Origin of the sequence: Mycobacterium sp. shizuoka-1, assembly GCF_002723835.1 — a bacterium.
In the GTDB taxonomy this organism is placed as follows: domain Bacteria; phylum Actinomycetota; class Actinomycetes; order Mycobacteriales; family Mycobacteriaceae; genus Mycobacterium.
Genome location: NZ_BEWG01000020.1, coordinates 110,630 through 130,530 on the forward strand (window position 1 = coordinate 110,630; position 19,901 = coordinate 130,530).

The following is a 19,901-nucleotide window of genomic DNA, read 5'->3' on the forward strand; positions in this document are numbered from 1 at the left end:
GCGGGCGGCAGCTCGGCGGGAGCGGGCGGCAGGTCGGCGGGTGCCGGGGGCAGGTCCGCCGGTGCGGGTGCCAGGTCGGCCGGTGCCGGGGGAAGGTCGGCCGGAGCGGGCGGCAGGTCGGCCGGGGCGTCCGGAGCCGGAGCGTCGGGCGCAGGCGCGTCGAAGGACGCGGGCTCGATCGCCGGGGCGTCCGGCGCGGGCTCGTTGATCACGTTGCGGGGGGTCGCCCCCGACAGGCCGCGACCGCACACCGGCCACGCGCCGCGGCCCTGAGTGGCCAAGACGTGTTCGGCGATCTCGATCTGCTGGTCGCGGGTGGCCATGTTGGCGGCCGGGGCGTACTTGCCGCCGCCGTGCGCGGCCCAAGTGCCGGGGGAGAACTGCAGGCCACCCTGATAACCGTTACCGGTGTTGATGGCCCAGTTGCCGCCGGATTCGCAGCGGGCCACCTGATCCCACTCGGCATCGGGAGCCGCTTGGGCCTGGGCGGCGAAGGCGACGCTGCCGCCTCCGATGACCGCACCCGTGACCGCGATCTTGGCGACACTGACAGACGATGAAGTGGGCTTGCGATGCCGTCCACTCATAGGGCGATGATTTCCTCTCTTCAATGCGCCTGCGAGGTCAGCTGTCGGGTTCGGGCTGGAGAGGTCGCCCGGCCGTCGTCGTCTCCGAGGAGACGATCTCGGCTTCACCCCAAGGAGCCGCGAGCGGTTCCTGGTCCGATACTCGGTGGACCGGTGGGTCCCCCGCCTCCATCCATGGTTCTCGTTGGTCTCTCCGCTCCTTGGATGGAGCTCAGCGCTAAGAGCGGAGAGGGCCTGCCCTGGTTGAGGGGGTGGGCCTGGCAGAGACGCTAACGGCAACCGAGAGTGCCGTCACCTTTTGCAATTTCGGGCGTTTCTGCTAGTGGCAAACCTTAAAAAAGGTTAAAGCCCCACGAAAGATTGGCGTTCCCCCAGGTAATTCGGACGGTAAACCGGGCCGTGGCCATCTCGTTACCTGATCGTGATGTGACGTAAATCACGATCATCCGCCGGCGAACGGGGGTAACACGTCCAAGGTCTGGCCCGACCGCAGTTCGCTGGCCTGATCGCGGACCGCGATGCCGTCGCACAGATACGAGCATCGCTGCAACACCCGTGCCAATTCGTCACTGCGGCAACACAGTTGGTCCACCACATCGGCCACTGTGGCCCCTTGCGACACACTCACCTCATCGGACTCGGCGCCCGCGGCGGCCCGGGCCGCGGCGAAGAAACGCACTGTCACGGTCACGGGGTTACTCACCTCAGCCACCGATCGCGCTCATCGGCCGTTGCGGCTGCACGAAACCCGGGTCGTTGATGCCGTGTCCGGCCGCCTTGCGCCACATCGCTGCACGCCAGGTCGCCTCCAGCGCGTCGTCGTCGGCACCGCCCCGCAACAACGCCCGCAGGTCGGTCTCATCGGCGGCGAACAGACAATTGCGAATCTGCCCGTCGGCGGTCAGGCGGGTCCGGTCGCACGCCGAGCAGAACGCGTGCGATACCGACGCGATGATGCCCACGGTGGCCGGGCCGCCGTTGACCTGCCACAGCTGAGCCGGCGCCGATCCCCGCGGAGCGGGATCGGCAACCAGGTCGAAGTGCGCGGCCAACTCGGCGAAAATCTCGTCGGCGCCCAGGCTGGACTCGCGGCTCCACAGGTGTGCGGCGTCGAGCGGCATCTGTTCGATGATGCGCAGCTGGTAGCCGAAGCGCAGGCAGTAGTCCAGCAGTTCGACGGCGTCCGTGAGGCCGCTGACCGGGTCCAGCACCGCGTTGACCTTCACCGGCCCCAGGCCCGCGGCGGCGGCCGCCGACAGGCCCTCCAGGACGTCGGTGAGCCGGTCGCGCCGGGTGATGGCGGCGAAATGTTCGGCGTCCAGGCTGTCCAGCGAGACGTTGACCCGATCCAGCCCGGCGTCGGCCAGGCCCTGGGCCCGCCGCGCCAGCCCCACCCCGTTCGTCGTCAGTGCGATCTCCGGGCGGGGCCGCAGCGCGGCCACCGCCGCGACGACGTCCTCGAGCCCTCGGTAGAGCAGCGGCTCGCCGCCGGTGAAGCGCACGCTGTCGATTCCCAGCCGGGTCACCGCCAGCGTCAGCAGCCGGGTCAGCTCGTCGCGGGTCAGGAGTTCGTCGCCGGGCAGCCAGTCCAGGCCCTCGGCCGGCATGCAATAGGTACAGCGCAGATTGCACCGATCTGTCAGCGACACCCGTAGGTCGGTGGCCACCCGGCCGAAGGTGTCGACGAGTGGACCGCTGCGCGGCATGTCGGCCGGGTGCTCCTGCGGGTCGCGGCGGATCGCCGGCAGCCCGAGCGAGGTCATCGTCATGCCGCCGCCCAGGCCTGGTCGGTGGGCACGATCTCCTTGCCCAGCGGCACCAGCGAGACCGGAATGAGTTTGAGATTGGCCAGCGCCAACGGGATTCCGACGATGGTGATCGCCATCGCCACCGCACTGACCACGTGGCCGATCGCCAGCCACAGCCCGAACAGCAGCACCCAGATCACGTTGCCCACCAGGGCACCCGGTCGCGGACCGGGCTTGTCGACGATGGTTCGCCCGAACGGCCACAGGGCATAGTTCGCGATCCGCAGTGCGGCGAATCCGAACGGAATGGTGACGATCAGGACAAAGCAGATCAGCGCGGCCAGCAGATAGCCGAGGGCCAGCCAGAGCCCGCCGAACAGCAACCAGATGACGTTCAGGATCAGGCGCATGTCTCCTCCAGCGGTTTGCCCAGCCTACCGAACCAAACAGGGGTGCTGGCCCTACGTGTTCCCGAGTAGGATCACCGACACGCGTCTCGCACCGGCGGGACGCTTCGTCATGTTGTCATGGACCCGTTAGACAAGCAGGTGAGACCAGTGCCGACCGGCAAGGTGAAGTGGTACGACGCCGAGAAGGGATTCGGCTTCCTGTCCCAGGAGGACGGCGAGGACGTCTACGTGCGCGCGTCGGCGCTGCCCGAGGGGGTCGAAGGTCTCAAGGCCGGCCAGAAGGTGGAGTTCGGTGTCGCCTCCGGGCGTCGCGGGCCGCAAGCGTTGAGCGTCAAGCTGATCGACCCGCCGCCGAGCCTGACCCGCACGCGGCGCGAGTCCGCGCCGGTCGAGCGCAAGCACACCCCGGACGAACTGCACGGCATGGTCGAGGACATGATCACCTTGCTGGAAGGCGCGGTGCAGCCCGAACTGCGCAAGGGCCGCTACCCGGATCGCAAGGTTGCGCGGCGGGTGTCCGAGGTCGTCAAGGCAGTCGCTCGGGAGCTCGACGCCTAACCGCCGCTCGGGAACACTGGACCCGTGGGTGCCTATGTCGCCGGCGGCGGCGAGTTCAATCGCGATACCAACTACATCACCACCCGGATCACCGCTGACGGTGCCGACGGCTATCCGGTCGAGCCCGGCCGGTACCGGCTGATCGTCGCGCGGGCCTGCCCGTGGGCGAATCGCACGATCATCGTGCGCCGGCTGCTCGGTCTGGAGGACGTGCTGTCCATCGGGTTCTGCGGGCCGACGCACGACGAGCGCAGCTGGACCTTCGATCTGGATCCCGGCGGCGTGGACCCGGTGCTGAAGATCCCGCGACTGCAGGACGCCTACTTCGCCCGGTTCGCCGACTACCCCAAGGGCATCACGGTGCCGGCGATCGTCGACGTCACCACCGGGCAGGTCGTCACCAACGACTTCGCACAGATGACGCTGGACTTCTCCACCCAGTGGTCGGCCTATCACCGGCCCGGTGCTCCGGCGCTGTATCCCGAGCCGCTGCGCGACGAGATCGACGAAGTGGCCCGACGGATCTACACCGAGGTCAACAACGGCGTCTACCGGTGCGGGTTCGCCGGCTCACAAGAGTCGTACGAGAGCGCCTACGACCGGTTGTTCGCGGCGCTGGACTGGCTTTCGGAGCGGCTGGCCGACCGGCGCTACCTGGTCGGCGACACGATCACCGAGGCCGACGTGCGGCTGTTCACCACGCTGGCCCGCTTCGATCCGGTGTATCACGGCCACTTCAAGTGCAACCGGACCAAACTCGCCGAGATGCCGGTGCTGTGGGCCTACGCCCGCGACCTGTTCCAGACACCGGGATTCGGCGACACCACCGACTTCGTCCAAATCAAACAGCACTACTACATCGTGCACGCCGACATCAATCCGACCGGGATCGTGCCGAAGGGCCCCGAACTGGCCAACTGGCTGACACCTCATGGGCGAGAAGCCCTGGGCGGCAGGCCGTTCGGCGACGGAACTCCGCCGGGGCCGACGCCCGAAGCCGAGCGAGTGCCGGCCGGTCACGGTGCGGTCTAAGGCCAGACCAGGCGCACCGACCACTCCGCGTGCGGAGCGTCGCGCAACTCGCCGTTCTGATCCTGCACCAGGGTGAGTAGCTGCACCACCACTCCGGTCAGCTTGCCGCGTTGCGGATCCACGGTCGGAATGGTCACGGCCAGTTCGGTATTCGGCCGAAAGAGGGTGGTCGTCGAGTTGCGTTCGTCCTCGTAGACGCGCAGTAGCCGCCAAGGCGCCCGGCCGATCGACGTCGGCACCGACAGCTGGACGGGGTAGCGCTCGTCGACCGACAGTTCGCCCTGGGTCTGCGGGTTCTGGCAGTCGTTGAGGTTCGTCACGTTGCAGTACACGAACGGCCCGACGCGTACCGAATGTCCGTGCGAATACGCACTGATCTCGGGCAGCCGCGAGCCGGTGTCGCGGGTCAGCGCCCACGCGCCGATCCCCGCACCGGCTGACGCCAGGACGACGAGAACCGCCAGGAGCCAGCGGATCGAGCGGCTCACCGGTTGGTCACCGCCGACGCGCCTTCGGGCTCGGCCAGCACCGGCCGATTGCCGCCGAAACCGGGGATCAGGGAATCGCCGCGGTAGCTGACGATGGTCTGGGCCAGACCGAGGATCAGCAGCGCGGCAATAGCGGTGAAACCGACCCACAGTTGGGTCGACACCAGCACTCCGAGTGCACCGCCGAGCACCCAGGACAGCTGCAGGACCGACTCCGAGCGGCCGAACGCCGACGCCCGCGACTCCTCGGGTAGGTCGTCCTGCAGCGAGGCGTCCAGCGAGGCCTTGGCGATCGCCGTCGATCCTGAGGTGATCAGTGCGGCCACCGCAACGACGATCAGGTTGCCGGTGACGGCGGCCACCAGGGCCATCACCGTCACCGCGACCGTGGCCCGCGCGACCAGCATCGCCGGCCGGCCCAGCTTCATCCGGGCGGCGGTGAAGTTGCCTGCGAAGTTCCCGATTCCGGCGGCCGCGCCGATCAGGCCGAGCATGGCCAACTGCTCCCAGCTGTTCCCCTCGTGAGACTTCGCCACGAACGCCGGATACAGGAACAGGAACCCGACCATCGCCTTGATCGTGCAGTTGCCCCACAGCGAGGTGATGATGTTGCGGCCCAACGGCTGTCGACGGGCACCCTTCTTGTTCGCCGGTTCGTGGTCGGCGCGCCACAGCGGGCCGGTGTCGCCGTGATAGGTCAAGGTGGCCGGCACCTCGCCTTCGGTCACCTCCACCCAGCGTGGGATCCGCATCGACCACGACGCGCCCGCCACCGAGACGAAGACGACGACGAACAGCGCGCCCGGCAGCTGGAAGATCGTGGTCAGCACATACTCCGCGCCGGCGGCGATACCGCCGCCGACGATCGTGCCGCCGATCAGCCCGAACATCGTCAGCCGCGAATTCACCCGGACCAGGTCGATCGTCGGCGGCATCACCCGCGGGGTGACCGCGCTGCGCAGCACGCTGAACGACTTGGACAGCACCATCATTCCCAGCGCACACGGGTAGAGCACCCACGACGGGTAGCCGCCGGTGGCGCCGTCGTAGTTCATGATCAACACGATTCCCAGCGCGGTGCGCAGGATGAACGACATCGCCAGCGCCGCGCGCCTGCCGTGCTGGACGCGGTCCAACGCGGGACCGATCAGCGGGGCGATCACCGCGAACGGCGCGATCGTGATGAGCAGATACAGCGCGACCTTGCCCTTGCTCTCCCCGGTCGCAGCGGCGAAGAACAAGGTGTTGGCCAGCGCCACCGCCATCGCCGAGTCCACCGCGAAGTTGGCGACCACCGGCCAGGTCAGCGCGGTCAGGCCGGACTTGTCGGCGCCGTCGGCGGTCGCGGCCCGGTGCACCATCGAATACATCCGCGAGCCCATTTCGCGGCTACGCATCGCCGCCGCGCGGGTGACCGTCACACGCTCGCCGGCGGCGCCGCCGACGCCGCGAGCTCCCGGTGGCGGGGCCGACAGGTGCTCGGTGCGCTGATCCTGGTCACCCAGCGGCGGCAGGTATCGATTGGCACTGGGCATCGGGTTGGACCGCCGGGTGGCGCCCGGCCGGCGATAACCCTCCCCGTCGCTGGGGTAGTTGGCCATCCCGGGGTGTTCGTCGGGGGAGCCGGCCGAGGAGCGGCGGCCGAACGCCGGATTCGCGCGGGGTTCGTCACGCGGGCTTCCAGACACGCCACGATTGTCCCCCATGCCGACAGATGGGGCGCGCACGTGACCGGTGTGGCTGCGTACGCAGCCCGTGAGGCAAGATTGGTGACGATGGACAGCTCGATCGACTCCGCAGCCCCCTACGCCCCGGCCCCGCCCGGCGCGCCGACGGACGCCGTCGCCGCCGTGCTGAGCGGCGCCGTGGACCAGGCACGCCAGGCCATCGTGGAGTTCAGCGGCGACACCGTGGGCGAGTACCTCGGTGTCGGCTTCGAGGACGAGACCGCGGCAACCCACCGCTTCCTGGCGAACATGCCCGGATATCAGGGCTGGCAGTGGGCGGTCGTGGTGGCGGCCTGCCCCGGCGCGGACCACGCCACGGTCAGTGAAGTGGTGCTGGTGCCCGGCCCGACGGCACTGCTGGCCCCGGCGTGGGTGCCGTGGGAGGAGCGCGTCAAGCCCGGTGACCTGAGCCCGGGTGATCTGCTCGCACCCGCCAAGGACGATCCGCGGCTGGCCCCGGGATATACCGCCACCGGCGACCCCGCCATCGACGACGTGGCCTACGAGGTCGGTTTCGGTCGCCGCCAGGTGCTCAGCGCCCTCGGCCGCGACGACGCCGCGCAGCGGTGGCACGACGGCGAGTTCGGACCCGGCGCGCCGATGGCCCGCGGCACCAAGCGGGTGTGCCGCGACTGCGGGTTCATGGTGCCGCTGGCTGGTGCCCTCGGCGCGATGTTCGGGGTGTGCTGCAACGAGATGTCCGCCGACGCCCATGTGGTCGACTTCGAGTACGGCTGCGGCGCGCATTCGGACACCCCGCCGCCGCCGGGCAGCGGCTCACCGTTGTACGACCCGTACGACGACGGTGTGCTCGAGGTCGTGGAGGTCACCACCGTCGTCGAGAGCCCCGAAACCGCCGAGCAGGACTAGCGTTCGGCGGCGGCCTTGATCCGCGCCAGCGACGTGTTCATCCCTTCGACCAGTTCTTTCTCGAAGTTCGGCACCCCACCCATGACGGCGTTGACCGTCATCGACGAGACGGCCTTGACGCCGTTCTCGGCGTGGCGGGACTCGACGACCCGGGTGCCGGTGGCGGTCGGTTCGAGCTCGTAGCTCCACACGGTGTTGTTGGCGTTGACCCGGAACGCCAGCTTGCGCTCGGGAATCAGCTCGGTGATCGTCGACGTCGTCGGCCAGAACAGGTTGTTGCGACGGTTGAGGTTGACGGTGCGGGTGCCCGGACGCACCTGGCCCAGCGGCTTCATCAGCCGGCACTGCGGGCTCCACTTGGGCATGTTGCCCAGGTCCGAGATCAGCGACCACACCCGGCTGACCGGGGCATTGATCTCGATCTCTGCTTGTAACAGCGGCGCTGCCATCACTTCTCCTTGTCGATTGTCTTCGGTTGTCGTGGTTCGAGGCCGGTCTGCGCGCCTCGCGCACCGCGTCGTACGGCGGTGCGTTGCCACAGGAAGATAGAGGTGCCGACCACCCCGGTGCCGAGCCCGGCGATCGCGATCGGGCGCCAGGACTCGAGCGCGGTGAGGGTGAATGCCGCCACGGTGACCAACGCCCACAGCACGGCGCCCGCGACGATGACGGGCCACGGATCGAGCAGCGCGGCGGGCAGCGCCGGCGGCTCGGGTTCGGACGGCTGGTCGGAAGGCATTGTCGTCCAACCTAACCGATGGCCTCGGCGGCCTGCCGGGCATCGGCCGCAGTTGCGGGTTCAGCGTGGATCGGGTCCGGTCGTGTCGTAGTCTTTGCGTTTGTGTTGGACGGTGACCAGCGGCTGGCCAGCGATTTGTCGCTGGCGGTGATGCGGCTTGCCCGCCAGTTGCGCTTCCGCCGTCCCGAATCACCGGTCACCCTTTCGCAGTTGTCGGCGCTGGCCACCCTGGCCAAAGACGGCGCGATGACGCCGGGGGTGCTGGCGGTCAAGGAACGGGTCCGGCCGCCGACGATGACCCGGGTGATCGCCTCGCTGGTCGACCTCGGGCTGGTGGTGCGGATGTCCCACCCCGCCGACGGCCGCCAGATCCTGATTGCGGTGTCCGAGGCCGGCGCCCGGCTGGTGGACAGCGAGCGCGAAGCCAGCCAGGAGTGGTTGCGTGGCAGGCTGGCGACGCTCGACCGGGAGGATCGCGGAATCCTGTTGCGGGCCGCCGATCTGATGACCGTGCTCGTCGACGAAGACGCGTGAGCGACAACGTCTTCGGCGTGCCCGGCGGCCCTGAGGTCATCGACATCACCGACCCGGCGGATCCTCGCGTCGACGACTTCCGCGACCTCAACAGCGTCGACCGCAGGCCGGACCTGCCCAGCGGCAAGGGACTGGTGATCGCCGAGGGTGTGCTGGTGGCCCAGCGCATGATCGCGTCGCGGTTCACCCCGCACGCGTTCCTGGGTACCGGCCGTCGGCTCGACGAACTGGCCGGCGACCTGATCGGGGTGAGAGCCCCGTTCTACCGCGCCTCCGCCGAGGTGATGGCCGACGTGGTCGGCTTTCACCTCAACCGGGGTGTGCTCGCCGCGGCCCGGCGCCCGGCCGAGCTGACACCGGCAGAGGTCCTCGAGGGGGCCCGCACGGTCGCGGTCCTGGAAGGGGTCAACGACCACGAGAACCTGGGGTCGATCTTCCGCAACGCCGCGGGCCTCGGGGTGGACGCGGTGCTGTTCGGCACCGGGTGCGCGGACCCGCTGTACCGCCGCGCGGTGCGGGTGTCGATGGGTCATGCGCTGCTGGTGCCCTTCGCCCGAGCGCACCAGTGGCCGGGCGATCTCGGCGACCTGCGCGAGCGCCGGTTCCGGCTGCTGGCGATGACACCCGATCCGGCGGCGCAGACGCTGGCCGAGGCGATGGTCGGGCTTGCTGAGCAGAAGGTCGCAGTGCTGGTCGGTGCGGAGGGACCAGGGCTGACCGAGACCGCGATGCGGGCCAGCGACGTTCGGGTCCGGATTCCGATGTCGCGGGGCACCGATTCGCTCAACGTCGCCACGGCTGCCGCGCTGGCGTTCTACGAGCGGGCGCGCACTCGATAGGCTCTTTCGGAGGGCAGGAGCGAAGCGACCCGCGAGGAGGGCCGGCATGGTGGACGAGTCGACGCCGTGGGGGACCGGGTTGACCGTGGCGGCCTTTGTCGCCGTCGTCACCGGCGCCGCGATCGTCGTGCTCAGCCTCGGCATGATTCGGGTGCATCCGCTGGTCGCGATCACACTGAATCTGATCGCGGTGGGCGGCTTGGCCCCCACCTTGTGGGGCTGGCGGCGAATCCCGGTGCGACGCTGGTTCGTCCTCGGGGCCGGTCTGGGAGTCGCCGGCGGCTGGCTGACGCTACTCGCGCTGGTCGCCGCCCACTAGCCGGGCGGCCGGATCAGCGCTCGCCGCTGGAGCGCACGCCCAGCAAGACGTCTTCCCAGCCGGGGACGGTGGGCTTGGCCTTGGCGCGCCGGGCCCGCGGGGCGGGCGCCGGAGTCTGAGCAGGGGCCGGGGCGGTGGCCGGTGTCTCGTCGACCGGGACCGGCGGGGCAGGTGCCTGCTCCTCGAACTCCAACTGCGCGACCGGGGCCACCGGGCGCAGCTGCGGGCGCTCGAATCCCGGATCGATCAGCTCACTGGCGGCATCGTCGAGGGCGGCGACCGTGCCGCCGTGAGCGCCCGGGCTGAAGCGGAAGTGGGCGACGTTGTCGGACAAGCCGGCCTGCCATGCCAGCTGCACCACCCAGCGGCCGTCCTCGGCACGCCAGGCATCCCACTCGGTGGCTTCCGGGTTGAGGCCGCGAGCCACCAACGCGGTGGTGACCGCGTCGAGCAGTGTGGTCACGGCCGGACCATCGGCGAGGACGGGATGCGCCGCGGTGGCGAGCTCGGCCGCCCGGGAGCGTTCCAGTAGCACCGGGTGCGCGAAGCGCTCGACCTTGCTGACGTCCATGCCGGACGACGCGGCGACTTGTTCGACGGATGCACCCGCACGGATGCGGGCCTGAATATCTCTGGGCCGCAACACGCCTTTGACCTCTTTGTCCCTCAGGGTCTGGCCCAGCGACCGGTCACCGCGGACGGCGGCGCGCAGTCGGTCGTCGACCTGCAGGGTGAACTTGTCGGCCGGGTCGGGACCTTCGCAGATGATGTGCCTTCCGTCGACATCGAGTCCGATCACCCTGAGTTCTCGCATGTCGACCTCCTTCGTCGGGAATTTAACCCAGCCGGCGGAATATAACGGTTAGGACACGCCGGGAGGTCTAGAGCCGTTCGACAACCCAGTCCACACACTGGGTGAGCGCGGAGACGTCGTCGGGCTCGATTGCCGGGAACATCGCGATCCGCAGCTGGTTGCGGCCCAGTTTGCGGTACGGCTCGGTGTCGACGATGCCGTTGGCCCGCAGCACCTTGGCCACGGCCGCGGCGTCCACCGCGTCGTCGAAATCGATGGTGCCCACCACCTGCGAGCGCAGGGCCGGATCGCTGACGAACGGAGTCGCGTACGAGGAGGCCTCGGCCCAGGAGTACAGCCGCTGCGAGGAGTCGGCGGTGCGTTTGACCGCCCAGTCCAGCCCGCCGTTGCCGTTGAGCCAGTCGATCTGCTCGGCCATCAGCACCAGCGTGCCGATCGCCGGGGTGTTGTACGTCTGGTTTTTCAGGCTGTTGTCCACCGCGATCGGCAGCGACAGGAAGTCGGGCACCCACCGGCCGGACGCCGCGATCGCCTCGATGCGCGCCAGTGCCGCCGGCGACACGACGGCCAGCCACAGCCCGCCGTCGCTGGCGAAGTTCTTCTGGGGCGCGAAGTAATACGCATCGACGTCGTTGACGTCGACGGGCAGTCCGCCCGCGCCTGAGGTGGCGTCGATGACGATCAGGGCATCGCCGGAGTCGGCGGGTCGGCGCACCGGGACGGCGACACCGGTGGAGGTCTCGTTGTGCGCCCAGGCGATGACGTCGACCGACGGATCGGATTGCGGCTCGGGTGCGCTGCCCGCGTCGGCCTTGATCACGATCGGGTCGTCGATGAAGGGGTTGGCCGTGGCGGCGGAGGCGAACTTCGCGGAGAACTCGCCGTAGGTGAGGTGCAGCGAGCGCTTCTCGATCAAGCCGAACGCGGCGGCGTCCCAGAAGGCCGTCGCGCCGCCGTTGCCCAGGATCACCTCGTAACCGTCGGGCAGCGAGAAGAACTCGCGCAGCCCGTCGCGGACCCGTCCGACCAGGTTCTTCACCGGTGCCTGCCGGTGCGAGGTGCCGAACAGTGCGGCCGCTGCGCTCAGCGCGTCGAGCTGCTCGGGGCGCACCTTCGAGGGGCCGCAGCCGAAGCGGCCGTCGGCGGGCTTGAGGTCGGCGGGGATCGTGAGCACATCAGCCATGCCTCAAGCCTAGGAGCCGGCGCTGTTGCCGCCGAAACGCAGGGGTGGCCCGAGGTGTTCAGCAAACCGAAAAACGGGTATGGACAGTTATGCGATACCTGCGGTACCGTTTGGACAACACCCGCCCCAATGTAAACCTCTCTGAGGAGGCTGTCATGGCGAGAACCCGGATGATCAGGCGCTGGCGTCGGAACATGGACGTCACCGACGACACCGCCTATGTCGAGAAGCTCATGACGCTGTCCGAAGGGTCGGTGCGCAGGAACTTCAATCCCTACACCGACATCGACTGGGACTCGCCCGAGTTCGCTGTGGTCCCAGACGACGAGCGCTGGATTCTGCCGGCCACCGACCCGATCGGCCAGCACCCCTGGTATCAGGCACAGTCCCGGCAGCGGCAGATCGAGATCGGCATGTGGCGTCAGTCCAACGTCGCCAAGGTCGGCCTGCACTTCGAGTCGATCCTCATCCGCGGACTGATGGAGTACGCGTTCTGGACGCCCAACGGCTCGCCGGAATACCGCTACTGCCTGCACGAGGCCGTCGAAGAGTGCAACCACACCATGATGTTTCAGGAGATGGTGAACCACATCGGCGCCGATGTGCCGGGCATGCCGCGGCTGCTGAAGTGGGTTCAGCCGGCGATCCCACTGGTGGCCGGTCCGCTGCCGATCCCGTTCTGGTTCGGCATCCTCGCCGGCGAGGAGCCCATCGACCACACCCAGAAGAACGTTCTGCGTGAAGGCAAGACGCTGCACCCGATCATGGAGCGCGTCATGGCGATCCACGTCGCCGAGGAAGCACGCCACATCTCGTTTGCCCACGAGTACCTGCGCAAGCGGGTCCCGCACCTGCCGCGGCGTAAGCGGTTCTGGCTGTCGCTGTTCGTGCCGGTGGTGATGCGGGTGCTGTGTTCGGCGATCATCGTGCCGCCGAAGGCGTTCTGGACGGAATTCGACATCCCGCGCTCGGTGCGCAAGGAGATCTTCTTCGCCTCGCCACAGTCGCGGCAGATGTTGCGCGACATGTTCGGTGACGTCCGGATGCTGTGCCAGGACACCGGTCTGATGAACCCGCTGGCAAAGCGGATCTGGCGGCTCTGCAAGATCGACGGTCCGCCGAGCCGTTACCGCAGCGAGCCTGCCCGCCAGCACGTGGTCGCCGTCGCGTAAACCGAAGGACTCACGCCTGTGCCCCATGTGATCACCCAGTCGTGCTGCAGCGACGGGTCCTGCGTCTACGCCTGCCCGGTGAACTGCATCCATCCCAGCCCCGACGAGCCGGGCTTCGCGACCGCCGAGATGCTCCACATCGACCCGGTGGCCTGTGTGGACTGCGGGGCGTGTGTGAGCGCCTGTCCGGTCGATGCCATCGCACCGGACACCGGGCTGACCACGGCGCAGCTGCCGTTCGTCGCGCTCAACGCCGGGTACTACCCGCAGCGCCCGGCTGGGGAGAAGCTGCCGCCGACCTCCAAGCTCGCTCCGGTGCTTCCCGCGCCCGAGGTACGCCGCGGCGGCACCGATCTCACCGTCGCGGTGGTCGGCTCGGGGCCGGCGGGGATGTATGCCGCCGACGAGCTGCTCACCCAGAAGGGGGTGCGGGTCAACGTCTTCGACAAGCTGCCCACGCCCTACGGCCTGGCTCGGGCCGGCGTCGCGCCCGATCATCAGAACACCAAAGGGGTGACCCGGCTGTTCGATCGGATCAGCAGCCAGCGCGGATTCACTTTCTATCTCAATGTTGAAGTAGGCCAACATATTTCGCACGCCGAACTGCTGAATTACCACCATGCGGTGCTCTATGCCGTGGGTGCGCCGAACGACCGCAGGCTCGACATCCCCGGCATGGAGCTGCCCGGCACGCAGACGGCCACCGAGACGGTGGCCTGGATCAATGGTCATCCGGACTTCGCCGGGCTCGACGTCGATCTGGGACACGAGCGGGTCGTGGTGATCGGCAACGGCAACGTGGCGCTCGACGTGGCGCGGATCCTCACCGCGGATCCCGATGCTCTCGGGCGCACCGACATCTCCGATATCGCGCTGCGGGCGCTGCGTGGCTCGGCTGTGCGCGAGGTCGTCGTGGCGGCGCGCCGCGGGCCGGCCGACTCGGCGTTCACACTGCCCGAGTTGATCGGGCTGACGTCGACGGCCGACGTCGTGCTCGGTCCCGACGACCACGATCTGGTCAAGCAGGATCTGACCACCGCCACCGACCCCGCCACGATCGCCAAACTCGAGATCCTGGCCGCGCTGCCGGTGGCCGCCGAGGACGAAGACTCCAGGCGCCGGCGGATCCGGTTGGCCTATCGCCTGACACCACATCGTGTGCTGGGTGCCGACCGGGTCAGCGCGGTGGAGTTCCAACGCACCGGCACCGAGGACGCCGAGCGCATCTCGGCGGGCCTGGTGCTGACCTCGATCGGCTACCGCGGCGCGCCGATCCCCGGCCTGCCGTTCGACGAGGCGGCCGCGGTCGTCCCCAACCGGGATGGTCGGGTGATCGATCCCGTCTCCGGCGAGCCCGTCACCGGTGCCTACGTCGCGGGATGGATCAAGCGCGGACCGACCGGTTTCATCGGCACCAACAAGTCCTGTTCGATGCAGACGGTGTCGACCTTGGTCGACGACTTCAACGCGGGTCTGCTCACCGATCCGACCGCGCGACCGGCGTTGCTGGACAAGCTGATCCGCTCACGCCAACCGAACGTCGTCGATGCGTCGGGGTGGCGGGCCATCGACGGGGCCGAGACCGCCCGCGGCGAGAAGGAGGGCCGGCCGCGGGTGAAATACACCGACCCGGCCGCGATGGTCGCGGTGGCTGCCCGGGCGCCGGAGCCGCCGCTGGCCAGGCGGCTGCTCGCCGCGCTGATGCGCTGACCCGGCGCTCGGCCGGTCGCGGCTCAGCCCTGGCTCATCGCCTGCTGGATCTCGTCGTAGCTGACTTCGCGCACCGGCTGGCCCAGCGACCACTGGTGTCCGAACGGATCGCGCACCATCCCGTACCGATCGCCCCAGAATTGGTCGTCGAGCGGCATCACCACGGTGGCGCCCGCGTCGACCGCCCGCGCGAACTTCTCGTCGACGTCGGTGACGGTGAGGTGGATGGTGACCGGCGTCCCGCCCAGCGCCGGCGGGGTCATCGACTTGCCGTCCGACATCTCGGGGAAGTCGTCGTTGAGCATGACCATCGCGCCGTTGATCAGCACGGCGGCGTGGATCAGCTTGCCGTCGGGGCGGGGCACGCGGCCGATCTCCTGCGCGCCGAACGCCTTGACGTAGAAGTCGATCGCCGCGGGCGCGTCGTCGACGACCAGGTGCGGGGATAGTGCGGGTTGAATCTCGATCGCCATAACAGCCTCCTGTCAGTTCTGACGGCCGACCGGCCGCCCCCGGTGTAGACGGCGCGGGTGGGCGAAACTCATCGCCCACGCCTCAGGGAACCACCGGGGACCGACAAAAGATGGAGTACGTTCGGGCTGACACAGGGGAGGACAACGATGACCACCACGACAGTCCCGCGGTCGAGCGCCGCCGAAACCCGGCGGGCCATTTGGAACACGATCCGAGGGTCCTCCGGAAACCTGGTCGAGTGGTACGACGTCTACGTCTACACCGTCTTCGCAACGTATTTCGAGGGCCAGTTCTTCGACGAGTCGGAGAAGAACTCGACGGTCTACGTGTATGCGATATTCGCGATCACCTTCGTGATGCGCCCGGTCGGGTCATGGTTCTTCGGGCGCTTCGCCGACCGGCACGGCCGACGTGCGGCGCTGACGGTGAGCGTGTCGTTGATGGCGCTGTGTTCCTTGATGATTGCGCTGGTGCCGTCGCAGGCGGTGATCGGAATGGCGGCGCCGATCATCCTCGTCGTCGCCCGGCTGGTGCAGGGCTTCGCAACCGGCGGAGAGTACGGCACGTCGGCGACCTACATGTCGGAGGCCGCGACGCGGGAGCGGCGCGGGTTCTTCTCGTCGTTCCAGTACGTGACGCTGATCGGCGGGCACGTGCTGGCGCAGTTCACCCTGCTGATCCTGCAGTCGTTCCTCAGCGACGCTCAGTTGCGCGAGTTCGGTTGGCGCATCGCATTCGCCGTCGGTGGCGTCGCGGCCGTGGTGGTGTTCTGGTTGCGACGCACGATGGACGAGTCGCTGTCCGAGGATGTCATCGAGGCGGCCAAGACGGGGCAGGACACCGGTGCGGGGTCCATGCGGACGTTGTTGACGCAGTACTGGCGGCCGCTGCTGCTGTGCTTCCTCATCACGCTTGGCGGCACGGTGGCGTTCTACACCTACAGCGTCAATGCGCCGGCGATCGTCAAGACCGCGTTCAAGGGCGAGGGCATGACGGCGACATGGGTGAACCTGACCGGGCTGATCTTCCTAATGGTGCTTCAGCCGGTGGGCGGGATCATCAGCGACCGGATCGGTCGCAAGCCGATGTTGGTGTTCTTCGGTGTCGGCGGCCTGTTCTACACCTATGTTCTCATCACGTTCCTGCCCCAAACCCGCTCGCCGCTGGCGTCTTTCGCGCTGGTCGCGGTCGGTTATGTGATCCTGACGGGGTACACCTCGATCAACGCGCTGGTGAAGTCGGAACTGTTCCCGGCGCAGGTTCGCGCACTCGGTGTAGGGGTCGGCTATGCGCTCGCCAACTCCATCTTCGGCGGGACGGCGCCGCTGATCTACCAGGCGGCCAAGGAGCATGGTCAGGTGCCGCTGTTCATCGGCTACGTGACCGTCTGCATCGCGGTGTCGCTGGTGGTCTACGTGTTCTTCCTGCACAACAAGGCCGACACCTATCTGGATCGGGAACGAGGTTCGGCGTTTCGGGCCTGAGCAGCCTCAGCCGGGCTTGTGGGCGATCTCGCTCCAGCCCTCCACCGCTTCCGGGGAGCGGGGCGCCGGCCCGACGTAGATCGCCGAGGGCCGCACCAGCTTGCCGAGCTGCTTCTGCTCGAGGATGTGGGCACACCACCCGGCGGTGCGGCCGCAGGTGAACATCGCCGGCATCATCTTCGCCGGCACCTGGGCGAAGTCGAGGATCACCGCGGCCCAGAACTCGACGTTGGTTTCGATGGCCCGGTCGGGGCGGCGTTCGCGAAGTTCGGCCAGGGCGGCCTGCTCGAGGGCGACGGCCAGCTCGTAGCGCGGCGCCGCGAGCCGCTTGGCGGTGGCCCGCAGCACCCGGGCGCGCGGGTCCTCGGCGCGGTAGACCCGGTGTCCGAAGCCCATCAGCTTTTCGTTGCGGTCGAGAATGCCTTTGACCACCGCGCGGGCGTCCCCGTGGCGTTCGACCTCTTCGAGCATCGGTAGCACCCGGGCCGGCGCCCCGCCGTGCAGCGGGCCGCTCATCGCGCCGATCGCGCCGGACAGTGCTGCGGCGACGTCGGCGCCGGTCGAGGCGATCACCCGGGCGGTGAACGTCGAGGCGTTCATGCCGTGCTCGGCGGCCGACACCCAGTAGGCGTCGATCGCCTCGACGTGCCGCGGATCCGGCTCGCCCTGCCAGCGGGTCATGAAACGTTCTGTGACGGTGGAACATTCGTCGATCACACGCTGGGGCACGGCGGGCCGGTAGATGCCTCGTGCCGACTGGGCGACGTACGACAACGCCATCACCGACGCGCGGGCGAGGTGATCGCGGGCGGTCTCGCCGTCGATGTCCAGCAGCGGGGCGTAGCCCCAGATCGGCGCCAGCATCGCCAGCCCGGCCTGCACGTCGACCCGCACATCGCCGGTGTGGATCGGTAGCGGGAAGGGTTCGGCGGGCGGCAGCCCGTCGCCGAACCGGCCGTCGACCAGCAGGGCCCAGACGTCGCCGAAGGTGACCCGCTTGCCGACCAGATCCTCGATGTCGACGCCGCGATAGCGCAGCGCACCGCCGTCTTTGTCAGGCTCGGCGATCTCGGTGGTGAAGGCCACCACCCCTTCCAGGCCGGGCACGAAATCGTCGGGTACCACAGTCATGGTCTGGATTGTCCCACTCGGCGATCCGGCGGCCGCTACCGGTCGGTAACCCCGGTCCGGGCGGGCGCGGCGTACCGTTAGCCCGTGGAGTTTCCCGATGGCGATCGCCTTGCGGCGATGCGAGTCGAGTACGGCTCGGTGGAAAAGGACGGCAGCAGCGACCTCGACGCCGACTGGCTCGCCGACGGCTGGCTTGCCTTGCTGCACAGGTGGATCGCCGATGCGGAAGCTGCCGGGGTCGCCGAACCCAACGCCATGGTGCTGGCCACCATCGGCATTGGAACAGATGCGGGAAGACCGGTCAGCCGGACGGTGTTGTGCAAAAGCGTGGACGCGACCGGAATCACCTTCTACACCAACTACGACTCCGCCAAGGGCGCCGAACTCGCCGTGACGCCGTACGCCGCGGTCACCTTCCCCTGGTATGCGCTGGGCCGGCAGGTACACATCCGGGGCTCGGTGACCAAGGTCACCGAGCAGGAGACCGCCGAGTACTGGTCGCTGCGTCCACGTGGGTCGCAACTGGGCGCCTGGGCGTCGGCACAGTCCCGTCCGATCTCTTCGCGCGCCGAGCTGCTCGCACAGCTCGCCGAGGTCACCGAGCGGTTCGCCGGTGACGAGCAGGTCCCGGTGCCCCCGCACTGGGGCGGTTACCGGATCGCCCCCGAGGTGATCGAGTTCTGGCAGGGCCGGGAGAACCGGATCCACAACAGGATTCGGGTGACCACCGGAGCCGCTGGGCCGACGTCAGGACCGGGCGACCGCATCGAGCGACTGCAGCCCTAACGGTGGCGCGGCTTTTCGCCGACACCACGCCCCTGCGCACGCCGGATTTCCGGCGGCTGTGGGTGGCCGGCATCGTCACGGTCATCGGTGCCAACCTCACCATCTTCGCGGTGCCGGTGCAGTTGTACGCACTGACCCAGAACTCGGCGTATGTGGGTCTGGCGGGGGTGTTCGCGCTGGTGCCGCTGATCGTGTTCGGGTTGTTGGGCGGGGCCTGGGCCGACGCCATGGACCGGCGACTGCTGCTGATCATCACGTCCTGCGGGCTGGCGGTGTCCTCGGTGCTGCTGTGGCTGCAGGCGGCGATGACGCTGAACAACGTGTGGGTGGTGCTGGTCCTCCTCGGCGTCCAGCAGGCCTTCTACGCGATCAACTCGCCGACCCTGAGTGCGGCCATCCCGCGGATGCTGCCGATCGACCAACTGCCCGCCGCGAACTCGCTGAACATGACCGTGCAGCAGTTTGGCGCCATCGTGGGCCCGCTGCTGGCCGGCCTGATGCTGCACTGGGTGGACCTGTCGACGCTCTATCTGATCGACGCCGTCACCTGTGTGCTGCCGATCTGGGCGACGCTGCGCATCGCCGCCATTCCGGCGCTCGAGTCGGCGGTCGTCGACGGGGTGTCCCGCTGGGGGATCGGCGCGGTGCTGGAGGGCTTCCGTTACCTCGCAGGCAACAAGGTCGTGCTGATGTCGTTCGTGGTCGACCTGATCGCGATGATCTGCGGCATGCCGCGGGCGCTGTTCCCCGAGATGGCGCACGAGAGTTTCGGCGGCCCGGTCACCGGCGGCACCACGATGGCGTTGCTGGCGGCGGCGATGTCGTTCGGCGCCGTCGCAGGTGGGGTGTTCTCCGGCTGGTTTCCCCGGGTGCGCCGCCAGGGCCTGGCCGTCGTCGCCGCGATCGTGGTGTGGGGAGCGGCGATGATCGGCTTCGGGGTGGCAGGTGGGATGGCCGGCGGCCGAGCCGGGACAGCGTTGTGGATTGCGTTGGCGTTCTTGGCCGTTGGCGGTGCCGCCGACATGGTCTCGGCGGCGTTCCGGTCGACGATTCTGCAGGAGGCGGCCTCCGACGAACTGCGCGGACGGATGCAGGGCGTCTTCCTCGTCGTCGTCGCCGGTGGCCCCCGGCTGGCCGATGCGGTGCACGGCGTCGCCGCCGCGGCAGTCGGCACCACGATCGCCGCCACGGGCGGGGGAGTACTGGTGGTCCTCGGGGTGTTGGCAGCGGCCGCGGCGGTCCCGGCATTCGTGCGGTATCGGGTGCAGCGGGTCAATCCTTGATCGGTGGGCTCCG

Annotated in this window: 23 protein-coding genes and 1 riboswitch; of the genes, 11 read left to right on the plus strand and 12 right to left on the minus strand. The window is 68.8% G+C overall.

Translation table 11 applies throughout. The features are described 5' to 3' along the window. From MSZK_RS32840 to MSZK_RS05785, 4 genes are all read right to left on the minus strand, one after another. The coding region (locus MSZK_RS32840; protein WP_233211128.1) for a transglycosylase family protein at positions 1–587 on the minus strand (587 nt) is incomplete at its 3' end. Between the two features lie 9 nt (positions 588–596). Further along, positions 597–814, minus strand: a riboswitch (cyclic di-AMP (ydaO/yuaA leader). A 215-nt stretch (positions 815–1,029) separates the two neighbouring features. Next, entirely contained in the window at positions 1,030–1,299 is a 270-nt protein-coding gene (locus tag MSZK_RS05775) for a MoaD/ThiS family protein (protein ID WP_099245724.1), read from the minus strand. Then, on the minus strand, positions 1,292–2,356 hold the full coding sequence (moaA, locus tag MSZK_RS05780) for a GTP 3',8-cyclase MoaA (protein ID WP_099245726.1): 1,065 nt from the start codon (positions 2,354–2,356) through the stop codon (positions 1,292–1,294). Before moaA ends, MSZK_RS05775 begins: the two co-directional genes overlap by 8 nt. Then, a complete protein-coding gene (locus MSZK_RS05785) occupies positions 2,353–2,745 on the minus strand; it encodes a YccF domain-containing protein (RefSeq protein ID WP_099245728.1) in 393 nt (130 codons plus the stop codon). The genes moaA and MSZK_RS05785 overlap by 4 nt, the downstream gene beginning before the upstream one ends. 147 nt (positions 2,746–2,892) lie before the next feature. Between MSZK_RS05785 and MSZK_RS05790 the strand changes: the two genes are divergently transcribed. Beyond that, positions 2,893–3,303: a cold-shock protein gene (locus MSZK_RS05790; RefSeq protein WP_099245730.1), complete on the plus strand. Its 411-nt coding sequence runs from the start codon at positions 2,893–2,895 to the stop codon at positions 3,301–3,303. A 24-nt stretch (positions 3,304–3,327) separates the two neighbouring features. Further along, complete coding sequence (locus MSZK_RS05795; RefSeq protein WP_099245732.1) at positions 3,328–4,335, plus strand: glutathione S-transferase family protein; 1,008 nt, start codon at positions 3,328–3,330, stop codon at positions 4,333–4,335. Here the strand turns inward: MSZK_RS05795 and MSZK_RS05800 are convergent. Both MSZK_RS05800 and MSZK_RS05805 read right to left on the minus strand, forming a co-directional pair. Next, complete coding sequence (locus MSZK_RS05800; RefSeq protein WP_099245734.1) at positions 4,332–4,823, minus strand: DUF2771 domain-containing protein; 492 nt, start codon at positions 4,821–4,823, stop codon at positions 4,332–4,334. The two genes, MSZK_RS05795 and MSZK_RS05800, sit on opposite strands and share 4 nt — an antisense overlap. Beyond that, the gene (locus MSZK_RS05805) at positions 4,820–6,529 is read right to left on the minus strand and encodes an MFS transporter (protein ID WP_371411293.1); all 1,710 of its coding nucleotides are present in this window, start codon (positions 6,527–6,529) and stop codon (positions 4,820–4,822) included. Before MSZK_RS05805 ends, MSZK_RS05800 begins: the two co-directional genes overlap by 4 nt. A gap of 69 nt (positions 6,530–6,598) precedes the next feature. Between MSZK_RS05805 and MSZK_RS05810 the strand changes: the two genes are divergently transcribed. Beyond that, positions 6,599–7,420, plus strand: coding sequence for a DUF3027 domain-containing protein (locus MSZK_RS05810; protein ID WP_099245736.1), 822 nt, complete (start codon positions 6,599–6,601; stop codon positions 7,418–7,420). Here the strand turns inward: MSZK_RS05810 and MSZK_RS05815 are convergent. Together MSZK_RS05815 and MSZK_RS05820 are read right to left on the minus strand one after the other, a co-directional pair. Beyond that, positions 7,417–7,869, minus strand: coding sequence for an SRPBCC family protein (locus MSZK_RS05815; protein ID WP_099245751.1), 453 nt, complete (start codon positions 7,867–7,869; stop codon positions 7,417–7,419). The genes MSZK_RS05810 and MSZK_RS05815 overlap by 4 nt on opposite strands. Beyond that, positions 7,869–8,159, minus strand: a complete 291-nt coding sequence (locus MSZK_RS05820) for a DUF2530 domain-containing protein (RefSeq protein ID WP_099245753.1) — start codon at positions 8,157–8,159, stop codon at positions 7,869–7,871. Before MSZK_RS05820 ends, MSZK_RS05815 begins: the two co-directional genes overlap by 1 nt. A gap of 102 nt (positions 8,160–8,261) precedes the next feature. Between MSZK_RS05820 and MSZK_RS05825 the strand changes: the two genes are divergently transcribed. From MSZK_RS05825 to MSZK_RS05835, 3 genes are read left to right on the plus strand one after another with little or no spacing between them, the layout of a single operon-like run. Beyond that, positions 8,262–8,693, plus strand: coding sequence for a MarR family winged helix-turn-helix transcriptional regulator (locus tag MSZK_RS05825; RefSeq protein WP_099245755.1), 432 nt, complete (start codon positions 8,262–8,264; stop codon positions 8,691–8,693). Next, the gene (locus tag MSZK_RS05830; RefSeq protein ID WP_233211129.1) at positions 8,690–9,532 is read left to right on the plus strand and encodes an RNA methyltransferase; all 843 of its coding nucleotides are present in this window, start codon (positions 8,690–8,692) and stop codon (positions 9,530–9,532) included. Before MSZK_RS05825 ends, MSZK_RS05830 begins: the two co-directional genes overlap by 4 nt. Positions 9,533–9,578: 46 nt before the next feature. Continuing rightward, positions 9,579–9,851 (plus strand): DUF2537 domain-containing protein, encoded by a 273-nt coding sequence (locus MSZK_RS05835; RefSeq protein WP_099245757.1) that lies wholly within the window; start codon positions 9,579–9,581, stop codon positions 9,849–9,851. Positions 9,852–9,864: 13 nt separating this feature from the next. On the opposite strand, the gene sepH is transcribed toward MSZK_RS05835, so the two are convergent. Continuing rightward, positions 9,865–10,665 (minus strand): septation protein SepH, encoded by an 801-nt coding sequence (sepH, locus tag MSZK_RS05840; protein ID WP_099245759.1) that lies wholly within the window; start codon positions 10,663–10,665, stop codon positions 9,865–9,867. A 67-nt stretch (positions 10,666–10,732) separates the two neighbouring features. Next, entirely contained in the window at positions 10,733–11,848 is a 1,116-nt protein-coding gene (serC, locus tag MSZK_RS05845) for a phosphoserine transaminase (protein WP_099245761.1), read from the minus strand. Between the two features lie 155 nt (positions 11,849–12,003). Between serC and MSZK_RS05850 the strand changes: the two genes are divergently transcribed. Beyond that, a complete protein-coding gene (locus tag MSZK_RS05850) occupies positions 12,004–13,020 on the plus strand; it encodes a diiron oxygenase (protein ID WP_099245763.1) in 1,017 nt (338 codons plus the stop codon). Between the two features lie 18 nt (positions 13,021–13,038). Continuing rightward, positions 13,039–14,730: an FAD-dependent oxidoreductase gene (locus tag MSZK_RS05855; RefSeq protein WP_099245765.1), complete on the plus strand. Its 1,692-nt coding sequence runs from the start codon at positions 13,039–13,041 to the stop codon at positions 14,728–14,730. A 23-nt stretch (positions 14,731–14,753) separates the two neighbouring features. Here MSZK_RS05855 and MSZK_RS05860 read toward each other — a convergent pair whose 3' ends face one another. Then, a complete protein-coding gene (locus MSZK_RS05860; RefSeq protein ID WP_099245767.1) occupies positions 14,754–15,203 on the minus strand; it encodes a VOC family protein in 450 nt (149 codons plus the stop codon). 147 nt (positions 15,204–15,350) lie between these two features. Between MSZK_RS05860 and MSZK_RS05865 the strand changes: the two genes are divergently transcribed. After that, the gene (locus MSZK_RS05865) at positions 15,351–16,688 is read left to right on the plus strand and encodes an MFS transporter (RefSeq protein WP_099245769.1); all 1,338 of its coding nucleotides are present in this window, start codon (positions 15,351–15,353) and stop codon (positions 16,686–16,688) included. Positions 16,689–16,694: 6 nt separating this feature from the next. Here MSZK_RS05865 and MSZK_RS05870 read toward each other — a convergent pair whose 3' ends face one another. Beyond that, positions 16,695–17,819 (minus strand): citrate synthase 2, encoded by a 1,125-nt coding sequence (locus tag MSZK_RS05870; protein WP_099245771.1) that lies wholly within the window; start codon positions 17,817–17,819, stop codon positions 16,695–16,697. A gap of 117 nt (positions 17,820–17,936) precedes the next feature. Here MSZK_RS05870 and pdxH point away from each other — a divergent pair, with 117 nt between their 5' ends. Both pdxH and MSZK_RS05880 read left to right on the plus strand, forming a co-directional pair. After that, positions 17,937–18,605 (plus strand): pyridoxamine 5'-phosphate oxidase, encoded by a 669-nt coding sequence (gene pdxH, locus MSZK_RS05875; RefSeq protein ID WP_099245953.1) that lies wholly within the window; start codon positions 17,937–17,939, stop codon positions 18,603–18,605. A gap of 2 nt (positions 18,606–18,607) precedes the next feature. Continuing rightward, positions 18,608–19,888, plus strand: coding sequence for an MFS transporter (locus MSZK_RS05880; RefSeq protein ID WP_099245773.1), 1,281 nt, complete (start codon positions 18,608–18,610; stop codon positions 19,886–19,888). Positions 19,889–19,901: the final 13 nt, after the last annotated feature.

What these genes read in the sequence shown, in the direction of transcription:
- MSZK_RS05860 (WP_099245767.1), bottom strand. Translation starts at nt 15,203, where the DNA reads ATGGCGATCGAGATTCAACCCGCACTATCCCCGCACCTGGTCGTCGAC.
- MSZK_RS05805 (WP_371411293.1), bottom strand. Translation starts at nt 6,529, where the DNA reads ATGGGGGACAATCGTGGCGTGTCTGGAAGCCCGCGTGACGAACCCCGC.
- MSZK_RS05810 (WP_099245736.1), top strand. Translation starts at nt 6,599, where the DNA reads ATGGACAGCTCGATCGACTCCGCAGCCCCCTACGCCCCGGCCCCGCCC.
- MSZK_RS05820 (WP_099245753.1), bottom strand. Translation starts at nt 8,159, where the DNA reads ATGCCTTCCGACCAGCCGTCCGAACCCGAGCCGCCGGCGCTGCCCGCC.
- MSZK_RS05785 (WP_099245728.1), bottom strand. Translation starts at nt 2,745, where the DNA reads ATGCGCCTGATCCTGAACGTCATCTGGTTGCTGTTCGGCGGGCTCTGG.
- MSZK_RS05870 (WP_099245771.1), bottom strand. Translation starts at nt 17,819, where the DNA reads ATGACTGTGGTACCCGACGATTTCGTGCCCGGCCTGGAAGGGGTGGTG.
- MSZK_RS05865 (WP_099245769.1), top strand. Translation starts at nt 15,351, where the DNA reads ATGACCACCACGACAGTCCCGCGGTCGAGCGCCGCCGAAACCCGGCGG.
- MSZK_RS05815 (WP_099245751.1), bottom strand. Translation starts at nt 7,869, where the DNA reads ATGGCAGCGCCGCTGTTACAAGCAGAGATCGAGATCAATGCCCCGGTC.
- moaA (WP_099245726.1), bottom strand. Translation starts at nt 2,356, where the DNA reads ATGACGATGACCTCGCTCGGGCTGCCGGCGATCCGCCGCGACCCGCAG.
- sepH (WP_099245759.1), bottom strand. Translation starts at nt 10,665, where the DNA reads ATGCGAGAACTCAGGGTGATCGGACTCGATGTCGACGGAAGGCACATC.
- serC (WP_099245761.1), bottom strand. Translation starts at nt 11,848, where the DNA reads ATGGCTGATGTGCTCACGATCCCCGCCGACCTCAAGCCCGCCGACGGC.
- MSZK_RS05850 (WP_099245763.1), top strand. Translation starts at nt 12,004, where the DNA reads ATGGCGAGAACCCGGATGATCAGGCGCTGGCGTCGGAACATGGACGTC.
- MSZK_RS05835 (WP_099245757.1), top strand. Translation starts at nt 9,579, where the DNA reads ATGGTGGACGAGTCGACGCCGTGGGGGACCGGGTTGACCGTGGCGGCC.
- pdxH (WP_099245953.1), top strand. Translation starts at nt 17,937, where the DNA reads ATGCGAGTCGAGTACGGCTCGGTGGAAAAGGACGGCAGCAGCGACCTC.